The sequence below is a fragment of the Dyella sp. C9 genome (genome assembly GCF_003332825.1).
GTDB lineage: Bacteria > Pseudomonadota > Gammaproteobacteria > Xanthomonadales > Rhodanobacteraceae > Dyella.
The window spans coordinates 335075-350591 of the sequence record NZ_QIRF01000001.1; the positions used below are offsets into that span (position 1 = coordinate 335075).

Below are 15517 nucleotides of genomic sequence, written 5' to 3' on the forward strand. Positions count from 1 at the left end.
ATCAGTGCAACTGCACCTGCACCACGTTCTGTTCCGGCTGGTACAGCGTGGGGAACAGCTGCTTCAGGCGAGCCACCTTGGGCGCGTCGTTGAACACGATGTACGGCTCGTCGGGATGCCGCTCGGCGTAGTCCTGGTGATAGGCCTCGGCCACGTAGAAGCCGTGCAGGGGCACCACCTGCGTGACGATCGGCTCGCCGAACACATGGGCCGCGCCCAGTTGCGCGATGTAGGCGTTGGCGACGCGCTTCTGCTCGTCGCTGCCGTAGAAGATCACCGAGCGGTACTGGCTGCCGACGTCCGGCCCCTGGCGGTTGAGCTGGGTGGGGTCGGTGGCCACCGAGAAGTACACCTTCAGCAGCTGGCCGTAGCTGACCTTGGCCGGGTCGTACAGGATCTTCACCGATTCGGCATGGCCGGTATCGCCGTCGCTCACCCGCTCATACTGCGCGGTATCCGCCGCGCCACCGGCGTAGCCGGCCCACACCTTGCGCACGCCCTTGACGTGCTCGAACACCGACTGCAGGCCCCAGAAGCAGCCGCCGGCAAGCACGGCCACCTGCTCGCCCTGTGCAGGGCTGGCGTCCACGGTGGGGTCCGGCAGCGGTGGCGAGTCGCTGCCGGCCGAGGCCAGGCTGCAGGCGCCGAGGGCCAGCAGGCCGGCAAGGAAGGGAAACAGCGCGAATCGGCGGATACTCATGGTGTCACGCTCCAGCGGCGCCGGGCGGACGTGCCCGGCCGACAACCTGCTATTCGCTGCCGGCCCCTGGCCGGTTACCTCGCATGCTCGCACGGCCGTCGCGGCGCTGCGCAAAGGGCGCGCCAACGCCGTGTTATGTTGGCCTGGTCCCCTGTGCACGGCCCTCCCATGAGCCATGTGATCGACCTGAACGCCTATCTCAGGCGCATCGGATACGACGGTCCGCTGCAGGCCAACCTGTCGACCCTGCGCGCGCTCACCCCCGCCCACGTGGCGGCGATTCCGTTCGAGAACCTCGACCCGCTGCTGCGCGTGCCGGTATCGTTGGAGTCGGCGGCGATCGAGCGCAAGCTCGTGCACGAGCATCGTGGCGGCTACTGTTTCGAGCAAAACCACCTGTTGCTGGAGGTGCTGCGATCACTCGGTTTCGAGGCGCATGGCCTGATCGCGCGGGTGCTGTGGATGAAGCCCGACGACGCCGTGGCCGCACAGACCCACATGCTGCTGCGGGTGGAGCTGGACGGGCACGGCTGGCTGGTCGACGTGGGCTTTGGCAGCATGGCGCTCAGCGGGGCGCTGCGGCTGTTGCCCGATATCGAACAGGTCACCGGCAACGAGCCGTTCCGGCTGCTGCATCGCGATGGTGACTGGCGCATGCAGTCGCTGGTGCGCGACGAGTGGAAGACCCTGTACCGCTTCGACCTGCAGCCGCACGAACAGATCGACTATGTGGTGGCCAACCACTACACCTCGACCTATCCGGGGTCACACTTCCTGCATGGCCTGACCGTGGCGCGCACGCTGTCCGATCGCCGGCTGGGCCTGCGCAACCGCGAGTTCGTGGTGCATCCGACCGGTGGCGAGTCGCGACGGCGCACGCTGGAGAGCGTGGAGGAGATCAGGCATGTGCTGGAGCAGCAGTTCGACCTGCGGCTGCCCGGGCATCCGGCGCTGGACCGTGCGCTGGCCGCGCTGCCGATGCCCGAATAGACCGCGCCGCCGGGCTCAGCCGGCGGCGTTGACGTAGATGGTGATGTCTTCGATCTGCACCACCTGGCCTGCGTGGATCTTGCAGGTCTTGCGCAGCTCCTGCTCGCCGTCCACCGATACCGCGCCGCTGGCCACGATGGCCTTGCCCGCGCCGCCGCTGTCGCACAACCCCACCAGCTTCAGCAGCTGGTTGAGTTCGACGTGGTCGCGGTCCAGTTCAAAATCGATTTCCTGCATGGTGGCTCAGTGGTCGGTGTCGTCAAAGGCGCTTTCGGGCAGCGCAAAAAAGGCGAAGAACGGCGAGCCGGCATCCTGCCAGTAATCGACCGTTTCTTCGAGGATATCCAGCAGCTCGTCGAAATCGTCCTCGCTGCGGTCGCGCATGTCCTGCGCCTGGTCGAACAGCAGGATGTAGCCAGTCGCCTTCAGCCACGACAGGTCGCGCAGGCTGTCGGCCAGTGCATCCCAGTTACGGCCGAAATCGTCCGGCAGGCGCAGCGCGACAGTCAGGCGATCGAACAGCGACTCGCGGTCGGTGTAGTCGCCCAGGTTGATGCGGCACACACGCAGGCCCTGCATGCCGGCGGCGTCGCCCAGTGGATCGAGGTCTTCGGAAGTGACGAAGAATATGCCGCCGTGTTCGGCGTCGCCAAAGTCGAGATCAAACTGGGCGTTCATCGTGATACCTCGAACTGGCGAAATGTGCGGTAGTGGTCATCGGTGTAGTAGTAGATGCGCGGCGGCGTGCCGCCGGTAATGATGCGGCGGGCCCCGCGATAGTCCAGCCCGGGCGTATCCACGGTGTACTCGTGGTAGTAGCCCTCGGGCATGGACGGCAGGCGCCCCTCGCGGTTCTGGAACACCACCCCATCCTGGCGATGCTCGAACGGGCCACCGTGGGCGATGCGCGACAGCGTATCGGTCGCCTCGGCCGGCAGGAACGGCGGCAACGGGCGGGCAGCGGCGCCTGTCTGGGCGGTGGTGGTTTCGACATGGCCCGGTGGAGGCAGCGGCGCATGCCGCCCCCACAGCAGGGCGGCGATCGCCAGCACGACCATCAGCAGCAGGGGTTTGAGTGCGCGCATGACTGTGGTCCGGAACGTATGCGAAGTGTAGAGCTTCCGCTGGCAGCGGGCATCCTGCTCAGCGTGGGGACTGGTCGACCCGGTGCTGCAGCGCCATTGCCGCAGCGGGGTTGCGTTCCTTGGCGCTGCTGATGAAGTAGATGAACACGTCGCGCGGCTTGCCGGAGGCCAGCGGTGCGGCCACGTGCGGCAACTCGGGCAGGTCATGGCCGCCGGCCCAGCGATGCGCCCGCTCGCTCCACGCGTCCAGTTCGTTGCCCGCATAGCCGGTATCGATGTGCGACTGGCTGCGCATCAGGCGCGCATAGGCAAAGTCGCCGGTGAGGTCGGCCAGCGAGGGGTACTGCGGCGAATCGGTGAACACGGTGGGAATGGCCCGTGAGCGCGCCAGCGCCACGTAACGTTCGTCGAGGAAGCTTGGGTGGCGCACTTCCAGTACATGGCGCATCGGCTGGCCATTGAGCTCGGCAGGCAGCAGCGCGAGAAACGCCGCCAGGTCGTCCGCGTCGAAGGGCCGCGACGGCGGCAGCTGCCACAGCACGGGGCCCAGGCGGTCGCCGAATTCGGCCAGGCCGCCGAACACGAAGCCGTCGATGCCGCGCGTCGTATCCGCCAGTCGCTTGCCCTCGGTGATGTAGCGCGGCGCCTTCAGCGAGAACACGAAACCTTCCGGCGTCTCCGCCGCCCACTTGGCATAGGTGGCGGGCTTCTGGGCACCGTAGAAGGTGCCGTTGATCTCGATGGCGCGCAGGTGGCGGCTGGCGAACTCCAGCTCGCGCCGCTGCACCAGCCCGGTGGGGTAGAAATTGTTGCGCCATGGCGCGAAGTTCCAGCCGCCGATGCCGACGCGGATACGCGCAGCGCTGTCGTTGACGGCGGGGCGGGAGAACAGGTCGTCGTGCATCGGGGCGCTCCCGGCTGGGGCGGAACATGATGCCACGGATAAGACGGTCTCCCGCGGGCGCGGGGCGCTCAGTCCAGCGGAAGGTGGTTGGGGTAGGGGCCGCGCGCCGCCATGAAGGCGCCGGGCGTCATGCCGGCAAAGTCATGGAATTCGCGCACCAGGTGCGGCTGGTCCACATAGCCGCCGTCCGCGGCCACGCGGCTCCAGTCCACGCATGGCTGGTGGTGCACGGCTTCGACCACCGCGCGAAAGCGCAGCAGGCGCGCGTAACGTTTGGGCCCCATGCCGACCTGGCGGCGGAACAGCCGTCCGAAACGGTATTCGGACAAGCCGGTGTCGCGCACCAGCGCGCCGATGCGCGCCACTTGCGGGCAACGCGCGATGGCGTCCAGGGCATAGTCCACCTCGGGGGCCAGCCGCGGCATGCGCATATGCGACTGCAGCCAGTGTTCCAGCAGGGCCAGGCGTGCAGAGGGTTCCACGGTATCGAGCAGGCGTTCGCGCAGCTGGTGCGCACTGGCGCCGAACAGGTCCTCCAGGCCGATGTCGCGTTCCACCAGCACGACATGGTCTTCCCCGGTGAGCGCATGCGCGCCGCCCGGACGGAATACCACGCCGATCACCCGTACCTGTTCGGCGGTGTCGATGATCTGGCTGCGCAGGCAGGGGCCGCCGATCACGGCGGCGGGCGCCTTGGTGCAGCGGCGCGCGTTGTCGTCGCTGTAGACGCGCGTTTCATCCTCGTGGAGATTGATGATCAGGGCCGCGCCGGGTACCGGCAGCACGCGCTCGTAGTGGTGGCCTGCGGGCGGCATGTCCCAGTCCCACAGGCGGGCTACCAGGGCGTCGAGTGGCGGTGCGGGGGTAACGACGAGGTGTCCCATCGGCCGGCTCCGGAGCGTGCCCCGAGTCTAGGCCGATGGGTGGGCGCTGTCAGGCCTTGCTGCCGGGCATCACGGTGCTCTGCGGCGGGCCCTCCTGGCCGCTGCCGTCACGATCGGGGCGCATGGCGCGTACCACCATGTCCTGCGGCGTGGTCAGCGGCAGGCCGGTCTGGCGCAGGCGCTCGATCACCTCGAACAGCAGGTCGCTCTTCACGTTGCTGGCATCGCGCGGATTGCTGACATAGGCCGTGCACACGAACATCAGCGAGCCCGAGTCGATGCTGTCCAGCTGCACGCTGGGCGAGGGCGTGTTGAGCGTGCCCGGATGGTTGCGCAGGATGTCGAACACGATCTGGCGCACCTTGGTGGCGTCGCTGCTGAGCGGCATCGGCAGGCGGATCTGCACGCGGCCCAGTGCGTTGGCCAGTGTCACGTTGCGCACGTTCTGGGTGATCAGCTGCGAGTTGGGCACGATCATGGTGGAGCGGTCGCCCAGCTGGATCTCGGTGGCGCGCACGTTGATGCGGCGGATATCGCCCTCCACGCCGCTGATGCTGATCCAGTCGCCGACCTTCACGGGCCGCTCGGCCAGCAGGATCAGGCCCGAGATGAAGTTCTGCACGATGGCCTGCAGGCCGAAACCGATACCGACCGACAGCGCACTGGCCACCCAGGCGATGCTCTGCACATCCACCTTCATGGCGCCGAGCACCAGCACGAACACCAGGATGCCGCCGACATAGCCGAGCAGGGTCACGATCGACGTCTGCATGCCCACGTCCAGCGAGGTCTTGGGCAGCAGCTGTTTGCTCAGCCAGCGCTTGATCAGGCGCACCACGATGAAGCCGGTCAGCAGCACCACCAGGGCGTTGAAGATGTTGGTGGGATTGATGGTCAGGGTGCCGAGCGAACGGCCGGCAAACAGGCTGGTACCGCGGTCCACCAGTTCGGACGGCCCCGCGCCATAAGGCGCCAGGATCAACGGCACGGCCAGCAGCAGCATGAAGGCGCGGACAACGCCTGAGAGGACCGTCGCCGCCTGCTCCAGCCGCGCAGGCGCGATGCCGAAGGTTTCCTGCATGCGCACGCCGCTGCGGGTATCGGGGTTGAGCAGCGATTCGCACAGGTCGTTGACCAGGTGCATCAGCACGTACAGCACGCTGATCAGGAATCCCGCGCTCAGCATCTGGCGAGCCACGAAGAACGCCAGGGCGATATAGCCGGTGACCACTGCCAGCAGGGTAAGCAGGGTGCCGACGAAAGCACCCGCAACCAGCAGGCCCACCCACAGCGGGCGTTCGGCAGGCGTGTTGCCGGCGGCGATCAGCGCGCGCCGGGCGCGGCCCATGCGGATGAGCGCGGCGCCCACCAGTCCGCCGATGAGCGTGGCGGAAAGCGCATTCGCGGCCATGGTGGTGGCGAGGCTGGCACCGATGTCGCTGGTGATGCGCTCGAGCAGGCCCAGCAGCAATGCGCTATAGGCCAGCAGGGTGGGGAACAGGCGCAGCCGGATCGCCAGGTCGTCCGAGATGGGCGGCAGCCGCCAGGACGGTCGCTTGACGCTGAGCAGCGCGCGACCGAGCCCGGCGAGCATGGCCACGAAGAACACCAGGCGCACGATCGGGCGCACCATGTCGTCCAGATCCTGGTCGTACACGCCGCTCCAGTTGACGGCCAGGTAGATCAGCCACGCGGCCAGCCCATAGGTGAGCGTGGTGCCTAGCGTGATGAGTACCGCCATGGCGCTGCGCCTCAGGTGGCCGGCCGGCAGGTGCTTGCTCACCAGGTCGAGTATCTGGTGTTCGAGCAGGCGACGGCCCACTGCGAACAGGGCGATGGCGGCCAGCAGGCAGGCGATGAACGGCACGCGGTTGGCCGGCTGCCAGGCTTGCACCACCGCGCCCTTCACCGACTTCATCAGCGCGTCGAAGTTGGCGCTGTCGTCGGGCATGTTCTGCGCCAGCCGCTGCCAGAACGACACGCTGAAGGGCGAGGCGGAGCGCTGGCTGATTTGGGCCTGGAACAGGTCGCGGCGCAGGCCGGCGATCTCCGTGGCCATCTGCTGGCTCTCCAGGCTCAGCGTCTTGGCCTGCTTGAGCTGGCCGTCGATATCCGACTTGTCCTTGGTGAGCTGCTTGCGCTGGCTGGCCACTTCCGGTGCTTCGGCGGGCGCGCCTTTCTCCGGCGCCGGGCCGAGCACGTCCAGCTTGGCCTTGGCCGCATCGGACTGCGGCGCGAGGCTGGCGGTGAGCTGGTCCGCCTGCGCCTGCACCTGCAGAACCTTGGTGCGCGCAGCGGTAAGCACCGCATCGGTCAGCTTGTTCTTGTCGGTGATGGCCTGCTTGATCTGGTCCAGCTGGGCACTGAGTTCGTCAGGCGTAGCCAGCGTGGTTTGCGGTATTTGCGCGGAGTTCTGGTTGTCGGCGGTGTTCTGGGCGGCAAGGGACGGAGCCGCAGCGCCGATGGCAAGCAGCAGGATCAGCAACAGGCGGGACAGGATAGGCATGCCGGCATGATCCGGGGCGGGCCCTGAACCGGTCAATGAATAATTGCCTTGACGGCCTGTTCAGGCCACGGCCTTCACGCTGTCGCGATGAATCAAGGACCGGATCACGACACGCTGCCGCCGTGGAATGGTGATGTGGCCGCTGCGCGCGCGCTGCAGTCGCAGCTGGCCGCGCAGGTGCGTTTGGTGGACGAGCACCCGCCATTGCCTTTTGTGGCTGGCCTCGACGTGGGCTTCGAGGAGGGCGGTGCGGTGACGCGCGCGGCTGCCGTGCTGCTGGATGCGCAAAGCATGGAGCCGCTGGCCGAAGTGGTCGCGCGCCTGCCTACCTGCATGCCGTACATTCCTGGGTTGCTTTCCTTCCGTGAATTACCCGCGCTGCTGAAGGCACTGGAGCAGTTGCCGCGCACGCCCGACCTGGTGTTCGTGGACGGTCATGGCGTGGCGCACCCGCGTGGCCTCGGTATTGCGGCCCACCTGGGCGTGATCACGGGCTTGCCCGCGATCGGCGTGGCGAAGTCGATCCTGGTGGGGCGCCACGACGAAGTCGGGCCGCATCGCGGCGATCGCGCGCCGCTGCTCTACAAGGATCGCGTGATCGGCTGCGTCCTGCGCAGCAAGGATCGCGTACGCCCGCTGGTGGTTTCTCCCGGGCACCGGGTCAGCATGGCGAGTGCACCGGAACTGGTGCTGGCGTATTGCACGAAGTACCGCCTGCCCGAGCCCACCCGCTTGGCGGATCGGCTGGCCTCACGCCGGGACACCCTGTCCCGGCGACGGGCTCAGGTCGTGGACGAGGCGTCCGCGGAAGGCACCAGTCGGTAGCCGTAAGCCGCGGCCAGTCGCGCCACCGCCGCCACGGCGGCATCGTTTCGCGACGCCGTCGTGCCTGACGATAACCCGGCTCGCCAGCGCGCCCTTCCGTGGGCCACCGGCCGCGACGAGGCGAGTGCGTGCTGTTCCAGCTCGCGCAGGAACCGATACACCGTGCCCAGGCTGGTGCGGGGCTCCAGCGGTTGGGCGCGGCGCAGCAGTTCGACGGCATCGGGCTCGTCCTCGGACTGGTTGAGCGCCTGCCAGATGGCGAGGCGCGGCGAGGTGGCACGCAAGCCCGCCTGCGCCAGCACCCGGTGGGCGTCGGACATCATGGCGGGTGCGAGCTCAGGCATCCTTGCCACCCTTGGCGATCTCGTCGGCCGCCTTCTGGATGATCTCGCGGATGCGCTTCACTTCGGCGGCATCCCACGGCCCGCCATGTATGAACAGTGCGCGCTTGAGATTGTGCATCGCCTCGCGCAGCGCCATCGGCGCCGCCGCGCGCGAGAACATCTGGGCGGTCTGCTGCATGCGCGACATCACCGCATCCACCGCGTCCTTGTTCTCGGCGAGGAAGGCCTGGCCCTCGGCGGTGATGCTGTAGAGCTTTTTGCCATCGCCGCTTTCCACGTTGGCGTAACCGAGCTCTTCCAGCAGGGTGAGGGTGGGGTAGACCGCGCCGGGGCTGGGCGCATAGGCACCGTCGAACATCTCCTCGATGGTGCGGATCAGCTCGTAGCCGTGGCGCGGCTGCTCGGCGATCAAGGCCAGCAGGATCAGCTTGAGGTCGCCGTGGCCGAACACGCGGCCGCCGCGGAAACGACCGCCCATGCCGCCCCAGCCCTGGCCCTCGTCGTCGCCGAAGCCACGGCCGCCGCCGCGTCCACGGCCCATGCGCATGGCTTCGCGGGTAAAGCCGTCGTGGCCGCCGTGGTGCATGAAGCCGTGTCGGAAACCGCGCTCGCGGCCCATGTGCATGGCCTCGCGGGCGTAGCCCTCCGGGCCCTCGTCGTCCATGAAGCCGTGGTGGAACCCGCGTCCGCGGCCCGTGTGCCGGTCGCCGCGAGCCCAGCCTTCACGGCCTTCGTGGGGGTGGTGGTGGTGATGACGATCAAAGAAATGACGAAATCCCATGATTAACTCCGATATATCGTAAGTAACGGTCTTAAGATATATCGCAACTTTTCCGGATTGCAAGTGCCCCGGGTCCTCTTCTTGTAGGAGCGCACCCTGTGCGCGACCGCGCGGCATCCGGTTTTTCCACGCGGGTGGGGGCGTTATCGCGCGCAGGGTGCGCTCCTGTGGGGCGGCGCGACTTGAAACTCCGGCGTCGCGCCTTCAACCATGCCCTGCTAAGCACAGCCGTTTCCCCAAGGACGATCCCATGGTGTTCCGCTGGTTCGAATCGCTGATCGACGCGTTCAAGGAACCCGTCGACGGTATGCCGCCGCAGTCCGTGTGGCGCTTCTATGTGTTCTACCTGCGCCAGGTGTGGCCGGTGTTCGCGGCGGCGCTCGTGGTGGGCTTCGGCGTGGCCATCGTGGAGGTGTCGCTGTTCGGCTTCATCGGCAGCATCGTGGACATGACCAAGGGCGTGCCGGCGGCCGATTTCTTCAAGCTGCACGGCCGGGAACTGCTGTGGATGGGCTTGGTGGCGCTGGTTGCGCGCCCGGTGCTGATCGGGCTGCACGACCTGCTGGTGAACCAGGCCATCGTGCCCAACCTCACCAACCGCATTCGCTGGCAGAACCACCGTTACGTGATCCGGCAGAGCCTGGGCTTCTTCCAGAACGACTACGCCGGGCGCATCGCCAACCGCATCATGCAGACCTCGGGCGCGCTGCGTGAATCGGCCGTGCAGATCGTGGATGCGATCTGGTACGTGGCGATCTACACCGGCAGCGCCATCGTGATGTTCGCCAAGGCCGACTACTGGCTGGCCGTGCCGCTGGTGCTGTGGCTGGTGACGTACGTGGCGACGCTGAGCTACTTCGTGCCGCGCACCAAGGAGCGCTCGTGGCGCCAGTCCGAGGCGCGCTCGCGCCTGATGGGCCGCATCGTGGACGGCTACAGCAACATCCTCACCCTCAAGCTGTTCGCGCACACCCAGCGCGAGGAAGCCTACGTGGCCGATGCGATGAGCGAGCAGATCAAGCGCATGCGTGCGATGACCCGGCTCACCACCGCGATGGACGCCACCATCACCACGCTCAACGGCTTCCTGATCGTCGGCACTTCGGCGCTGGCCGTGTGGCTGTGGAGCCAGGGCAAGGTGACGGTGGGCGCGATCGCGCTCAGTACCGGCCTGGTGATCCGCATCAACAACATGTCTGGCTGGATCATGTGGGTGATCAACGGCATCTTCGAGAACGTCGGCACGGTGCAGGACGGCATCGAGACGATTTCCAGGCCGCGCGCCGTGCAGGACCGCGAAGGCGCCATGCCGCTGCAGGTCACCGAGGGGCGCGTGCGCTTCGAGGACATCCACTTCCACTACGGCAAGCAGGGCGGCGTGATCTCCGGGCTGGACCTGGACGTGCGCGGCGGCGAAAAGATCGGCCTGGTGGGCCCGTCGGGCGCCGGCAAGTCGACCCTGGTCAACGTGCTGCTGCGCCTGTACGACCTGGAAGGCGGTCGCATCCTCATCGACGGCCAGGACATCGCCGGCGTGGCCCAGGAGAGCCTGCGTGCGCAGATCGGCGTGGTGACCCAGGACACCTCGCTGTTGCATCGCTCGATCCGCGACAACCTGCTGTACGGCCGTCCTGACGCCACCGAAGCACAGATGATCGAGGCCGTGCGCAAGGCTCGTGCCGACGAGTTCATTCCACAGCTGGTCGACGGCGAAGGCCGCGTCGGCTATGACGCCCATGTGGGCGAGCGCGGCGTGAAGCTCAGTGGTGGCCAGCGCCAGCGCATCGCGATCGCCCGCGTGCTGCTGAAGGACGCGCCGATTCTCATCCTCGATGAGGCAACCTCGGCGCTGGATTCGGAAGCCGAAGCCGCGATCCAGGACAGCCTGGAGCTGCTGATGCGCGGCAAGACGGTGATTGCGATTGCGCATCGCCTGTCGACCATCGCGCGCATGGACCGGCTTGTGGTGATGGACAAGGGCCACATCGTGGAGAGTGGTACCCACGGCGAGCTGATCGCGCGTGATGGCCTGTATGCACGCTTGTGGCAGCGCCAGACCGGCGGCTTCGTCGCGGCCGAGGACCCGGCCGAAGACGACGCCCTGGCCTGAATGCTCCAGCGGAAACCTCATCACCCCGCGCCAGGGGTGGCAGGTCTCATGAACACCGGCAGAGCTCTTTAGCTTTCCTTGCCTCGTGCTTCACGGCGTTGCCGGCAGCATCGAACGCCCCTCACCACCGGAGCGGCGTGATGCCTACTGAACGAGCACTGGCGCGTGCACGCAAGGACAAGCGTGAAGGCAAGTCGGCCAGCACCCAGGCCGGCGAGTTCGTGCGCGAGGAAATCGACCGTATCCGCGAAGGCAAGCACGGGGCCCGCTCCGCGGCCCAGGCCATCGCCATCGGCCTGTCCGAAGCGCGCCGCGCGGGCATCAAGGTACCGGCCAGGAAAGGCGCCGCAGCGAAGAAGACCAGCCGCAAGAAGCCGGTCGCCAAGAAGTCCCCGGCGAGGAAACCCAGTTCGGAAACCACGGCGCGTCGCCGACGTGCAGCCACGCAGGCGCTGAAGCGCGAAGGTTCAGCGGCTGCCTCCAAGACGGCGTTGTCCCGCCACGCGCGGCAGGCGGCGGCCAAGCGCACGGCCGCCGAGCGATCGGCTTCCGCGCGCAAGGGCGTCAAGACCAAGGGCCCCGCCGTTCGCAAGGCCGCGGCCAAGAAGGCCGCACGTACGCGTGCAACCAGCCGCGCCGCGGGTGCCACGCGGGCGGCGCGTACCCGGGCCATGCGCGCCCACGGGCGCTGAGCGCGGCGGCATTTCGGTCGCCGAGGCGGCGCCCAGCGGCTGGCGGAACACCCATGCCAGCGGATGGCCGTGCCGGGTCGCCAGAGCCCGGATTCAGGGCGCCTTGTGGACCAGCAGGGCCTCGATCTGGCTTTCGAATTCGCTTTCGATGGCCGCATGAAAGTCACCGGTGGCTGGCGCCGAGAAGCCGGTGTGGACGTGCTCGACGCGGCCGTCGCGCGCGATGAAAAAGGTCGTCGGCCAGGAATCCAGGTTCACCGCCTGGGGCAGCTTCTCCGCGACCTGGTCGGTGGTGCCGGCGAGCAGCACCGGAAACGGCGGCTTGTACCTGGCGACGAAGGCACGAAGCCGCGCCGGATCGGCGTATTCCTCGGCATCCTCGAAATCCACGGTCACGATCTCCAGTCCGCGCGCGTGGTACTTGCGATAGAGCGCGTCCAGGAAAGGCGCTTCGTCGTGGCAGTTGGGGCACCAGCTGCCCGACACGTCCACCAGCACGACCTTGCCGCGAAAGCGCGCGTCCGTGTTGGACACCAGCCTGCCATCCAGATCCTTGAAGCCGAAGGCAAACGGTTCATCCGGATCGCGGACGCCGGTATGCGTGGTGAGGTCGGCGGCATCCGGGAGCCCCAGCTTGCGCGCGGTGTCCGGCCGGTAGGCGGTGTAGTGGGCGGTGCCTCCATGGGCGTCCGACAGTGTCACGTCGAGCGTGTCGTATCCGTTGCTGTCATGCGCCGGCCTGATGCTTGCCACAGCCGCGCGGGTGCCCGAGAAGTTGGAAAGCGACCATTGGCCGTCCTTCCAGATGCCGGTAAGGGCGCCGGTATCACCACCGACGCGCAGAATGGACGCGGAGAGCTTGCCGAAGTCCTGGTGCGTGATCAGGCGCCACGCGTATTCGTTCTTCTTCTTGCTCTCGGCAGGGAGAATCCACAAGCCGTCGATGTTCGGCGCCCCGTCATCCGGCCGCGCCGACGCCTGGGCCCGATGCGCCACGATCTTCCACGGGGCTGCCTTGGTTGAGCCGGTGCTTGCCGTGTAGGTGCCGCTCAGCGTTCCGTCGTCGGCCGCCTGCAGGTCCAGCACGCGATCGAACGCGTCGTAGCGAAGCACGAGATGGTTGCCCTCGACGCGCGCCGCGTCCGACGGTACAGGGTCGCTTCCATTGAAGAAGCGGCCTACCAGTCCGTGGGCGCCGTTCTGCAGTTCAAAATGGAACGGCACCGTCAGCGCGCCATTGCTGGCGGTGGCCTCCCAGGTCCCTGACCATGTCGCCGGTGCGGATCCGGTCGCCTGTACAGGCAGGGCTAGAGCGAGAAGGAGGAGCGGCCATGGACGCATGCGGCGGATTCCAGGGGGGGGGCGAGGGCGCTGCACTCGGTTTGCTGGTGAGGCAGGAACGGTTCGTGGTGTCGTGCCAGTGCGTCGCGGCTAGGTCTCAAGCGCGATGTGTGGCTTCGTATTGGGGTAGATCTGCTCGACGGTCAGCTCCTTGCGCTGTTCGAGCGTGGGCCAGTCGAAGGCGTTGACCGGCTGGCTGCGATTGACCCACAGGGCGTAGTACAGGTGGTCGGCGCGCGGATCGACCGTGTTCGGATGGATCAGGATGGTCAGGCCCAGGCTGTTGAGCTGAAGCCACGGCACCACCTTCGGAAAAAGTTCGGTGCCGAAGCCGAAGTAGAACGACGGCGTGGTATGCGGGCCGCGCGGCTGGGTGTTCCAGTCGCCAAGTTCCACCAGGAAACGCTCGGCCGACCAGCGACGGATAAGGGCTGCCTTCTGGTAGCTGTCTTCGTCGAAGTAGATGTGCGCGTGGTAGCTCTTGATGTCCGTGTAGGCGCGGGGCGCTGCCGGTAGCGATGGCTCGTGCGGACGGATGCCGGCGGGGCGCGGCGTGGGTTGCTTGTAGGTTTCGTATCCCCACGGGCTTTCGCCCGGCTTGTGCGGAGGTTCCGCGTAGTTCTTGCCGGCGTCGGCAGCACCTGTGACCGCGTCGCCCGCGCGTACGGGTGTCGCCAGGCCCGCCAGGGCAAGCGCTCCGGCAGCCAGTCCGGTATCGCGAATCAGCCGGCGGCGTGCCGGTGACAACAGGTCGGCCCACTGGCCATCCACGGCTTCGTCCACTGGGTCAAGGGCCATGCTAGGTACCTCCGTTTTTGCTGCGTCGTATCGAATCTGGCGGGTGCACCGGCGGTCGCTTGGTGCTGGACGTCGCCGGGTGAAGCCCTGCCCATAGAAATAGCGGTTTCCTACCGGGAACGGAGGGGGCGGGGAGATGACCATTTCGCATATGGGTAGAACCTGCGGTTATATGCGTCGACGGCACTTGGACATCTGGACATCCATCCACCGCATTGCGTTACGCTGGCTTCAACGAACGTGGGGTGACGATCATCGATGGATGGCAGGGGTCTGGCATCGGGTGGTAGCAGCCACCGCTACGCAGCGGTGCTGTTGGCATCGACGCTGATGGGGATTGCGCTGGGTGGGCTCAGTCACGGGCTGCTGCCGCCAGCCGCGTCCAGTGCGCTTGCCGGCTATCTTGCGATCATCACCGATGGATTCCTGCGGCTGATCCGCATGATCATCGCGCCGCTGGTGTTTGCCTCGCTGACTTCAGCGGTCGCCCGCATGGGTACCGCAGCCGACATTGGCAGGCTGGGCCTGAAGGCGCTGCTGTGGTTCCTCGCGGCATCCTGCATCTCGTTGTTGATCGGCCTGTCGATGGCCACGCTGCTTCAACCTGGTGTCGCGCTGCATGCCAGCGGCCTGCTGGCCAGCCCGGCAGCCATCAGCGGCGTGGATGCGGGATTTGCGGCGCCCACGCTGCCGGAGTTCGTCAACCACGTGATTCCGCGCTCCATCATCGAGGCGATGGCCAACAACGAGATCCTGCAGGTGGTGGTGTTCTCCTTGTTCGTCGGCACGGCCGCCGCGTCACTCAGGGAGCAGGCCGGTCGTCTCGTCGAGTTGCTGGAGCAGCTGTCGGCAGTCATGTTCCGTATCACCGACTACGTGATGAAGCTTGCTCCCCTGGCGATTTTCGCGGCGCTGGCAGGGTCCATCAGCCTTTATGGATTTGGCATTGTGCAGGCCTACGCGCGCTTCGTCGGCGGCTTCTACCTGTCACTGGGCGTGCTGTGGCTACTGTTCCTTGTCGCGCTGTGGGCGTTGGGCGGAAGGAGGGCGCTTGGGCTGGTTGCGCGGATTCGCCAACCGGTGCTGCTCGCCTTTGCCACGTCGTCGTCGGAGGCGGCGTACCCACGTTTGCTGGAGGAACTGGTGGCCTTCGGCGTACCCCGGCGCATCGCGGCGTTCGTGCTTCCCTTGGGCTACTCGTTCAATCTGGACGGGGCCATGATGTACTGCACGTTCGCCATCCTTTTCATCGCGCAGGCCTATCACGTCGAGCTTGCGCCGGCGCAGCAGCTCGCACTGTTCGGCTTGCTGCTGATCAGCACCAAGGGCCTGGCGGGAGTGCCGCGGGCGGCGATTGCGGTGATCGCCGTAACGCTGCATTACTTCCATCTGCCGGACGCGGGGCTCGCGCTGGTGCTGGCGGTGGATCACCTGCTCGACATGGGGCGCTCGGCAACCAACATCGTCGGCAATGCGGTGGCCTCGGTCGCAGTGGCCACGTGGGAGGGCGGGCTCGATACGCCTTCCACCAGCGAATCCTGATCGGCTCCGCCGTTT

General features: G+C 67.1%; 16 protein-coding genes. 5 read left to right on the top strand and 11 right to left on the bottom strand.

Translation table 11 applies throughout. The annotated features are described in order from the left end of the window. Window position 1 precedes the first annotated feature (1 nt). Entirely contained in the window at window positions 2-700 is a 699-nt protein-coding gene (gene msrA / locus DVU99_RS01500; protein ID WP_114238433.1) for a peptide-methionine (S)-S-oxide reductase MsrA, read from the bottom strand. A 168-nt stretch (window positions 701-868) separates the two neighbouring features. On the opposite strand from msrA, the gene DVU99_RS01505 reads away from it, so the two are divergent. Beyond that, a complete protein-coding gene (locus tag DVU99_RS01505; protein ID WP_114238434.1) occupies window positions 869-1690 on the top strand; it encodes an arylamine N-acetyltransferase in 822 nt (273 codons plus the stop codon). A gap of 15 nt (window positions 1691-1705) precedes the next feature. Here DVU99_RS01505 and DVU99_RS01510 read toward each other — a convergent pair whose 3' ends face one another. The 6 genes from DVU99_RS01510 to DVU99_RS01535 all read right to left on the bottom strand — a co-directional run bounded on the left by DVU99_RS01510 (window position 1706) and on the right by DVU99_RS01535 (window position 7069). Beyond that, window positions 1706-1927 (bottom strand): RNA-binding S4 domain-containing protein, encoded by a 222-nt coding sequence (locus DVU99_RS01510; RefSeq protein WP_114238435.1) that lies wholly within the window; start codon window positions 1925-1927, stop codon window positions 1706-1708. 6 nt (window positions 1928-1933) lie between these two features. Continuing rightward, a complete protein-coding gene (locus tag DVU99_RS01515) occupies window positions 1934-2368 on the bottom strand; it encodes a barstar family protein (RefSeq protein WP_114238436.1) in 435 nt (144 codons plus the stop codon). Next, window positions 2365-2775 (bottom strand): ribonuclease domain-containing protein, encoded by a 411-nt coding sequence (locus DVU99_RS01520; RefSeq protein ID WP_114238437.1) that lies wholly within the window; start codon window positions 2773-2775, stop codon window positions 2365-2367. Before DVU99_RS01520 ends, DVU99_RS01515 begins: the two co-directional genes overlap by 4 nt. 58 nt (window positions 2776-2833) lie before the next feature. Continuing rightward, entirely contained in the window at window positions 2834-3679 is an 846-nt protein-coding gene (locus tag DVU99_RS01525) for a DUF72 domain-containing protein (protein ID WP_114238438.1), read from the bottom strand. 68 nt (window positions 3680-3747) lie between these two features. Beyond that, entirely contained in the window at window positions 3748-4563 is an 816-nt protein-coding gene (locus DVU99_RS01530; RefSeq protein ID WP_114238439.1) for an AraC family transcriptional regulator, read from the bottom strand. Window positions 4564-4612: 49 nt separating this feature from the next. Next, a complete protein-coding gene (locus DVU99_RS01535; protein WP_114238440.1) occupies window positions 4613-7069 on the bottom strand; it encodes a DUF3772 domain-containing protein in 2457 nt (818 codons plus the stop codon). Between the two features lie 87 nt (window positions 7070-7156). Between DVU99_RS01535 and nfi the strand changes: the two genes are divergently transcribed. Then, window positions 7157-7894, top strand: coding sequence for a deoxyribonuclease V (gene nfi, locus DVU99_RS01540; protein ID WP_114238441.1), 738 nt, complete (start codon window positions 7157-7159; stop codon window positions 7892-7894). On the opposite strand, the gene DVU99_RS01545 is transcribed toward nfi, so the two are convergent. Then, window positions 7852-8238, bottom strand: a complete 387-nt coding sequence (locus tag DVU99_RS01545; RefSeq protein ID WP_114238442.1) for a Fur family transcriptional regulator — start codon at window positions 8236-8238, stop codon at window positions 7852-7854. The two genes, nfi and DVU99_RS01545, sit on opposite strands and share 43 nt — an antisense overlap. Next, on the bottom strand, window positions 8231-9019 hold the full coding sequence (locus DVU99_RS01550) for a PadR family transcriptional regulator (RefSeq protein WP_232823405.1): 789 nt from the start codon (window positions 9017-9019) through the stop codon (window positions 8231-8233). Before DVU99_RS01550 ends, DVU99_RS01545 begins: the two co-directional genes overlap by 8 nt. A gap of 253 nt (window positions 9020-9272) precedes the next feature. On the opposite strand from DVU99_RS01550, the gene DVU99_RS01555 reads away from it, so the two are divergent. Next, entirely contained in the window at window positions 9273-11129 is a 1857-nt protein-coding gene (locus DVU99_RS01555) for an ABC transporter ATP-binding protein (RefSeq protein ID WP_157971325.1), read from the top strand. 140 nt (window positions 11130-11269) lie between these two features. Then, on the top strand, window positions 11270-11821 hold the full coding sequence (locus DVU99_RS01560; protein WP_114238444.1) for a DUF6496 domain-containing protein: 552 nt from the start codon (window positions 11270-11272) through the stop codon (window positions 11819-11821). 93 nt (window positions 11822-11914) lie between these two features. On the opposite strand, the gene DVU99_RS01565 is transcribed toward DVU99_RS01560, so the two are convergent. Then, on the bottom strand, window positions 11915-13045 hold the full coding sequence (locus DVU99_RS01565) for a TlpA disulfide reductase family protein (RefSeq protein ID WP_157971319.1): 1131 nt from the start codon (window positions 13043-13045) through the stop codon (window positions 11915-11917). A 207-nt stretch (window positions 13046-13252) separates the two neighbouring features. After that, window positions 13253-13960, bottom strand: a complete 708-nt coding sequence (locus DVU99_RS01570; protein ID WP_114238446.1) for a DOPA 4,5-dioxygenase family protein — start codon at window positions 13958-13960, stop codon at window positions 13253-13255. Window positions 13961-14218: 258 nt separating this feature from the next. Here DVU99_RS01570 and DVU99_RS01575 point away from each other — a divergent pair, with 258 nt between their 5' ends. Next, window positions 14219-15502 carry a dicarboxylate/amino acid:cation symporter gene (locus tag DVU99_RS01575; RefSeq protein WP_114238447.1) on the top strand — a complete coding sequence of 428 codons (1284 nt, stop codon included), beginning with the start codon at window positions 14219-14221 and terminating at the stop codon, window positions 15500-15502. The last annotated feature ends 15 nt before the right edge of the window (window positions 15503-15517 follow it).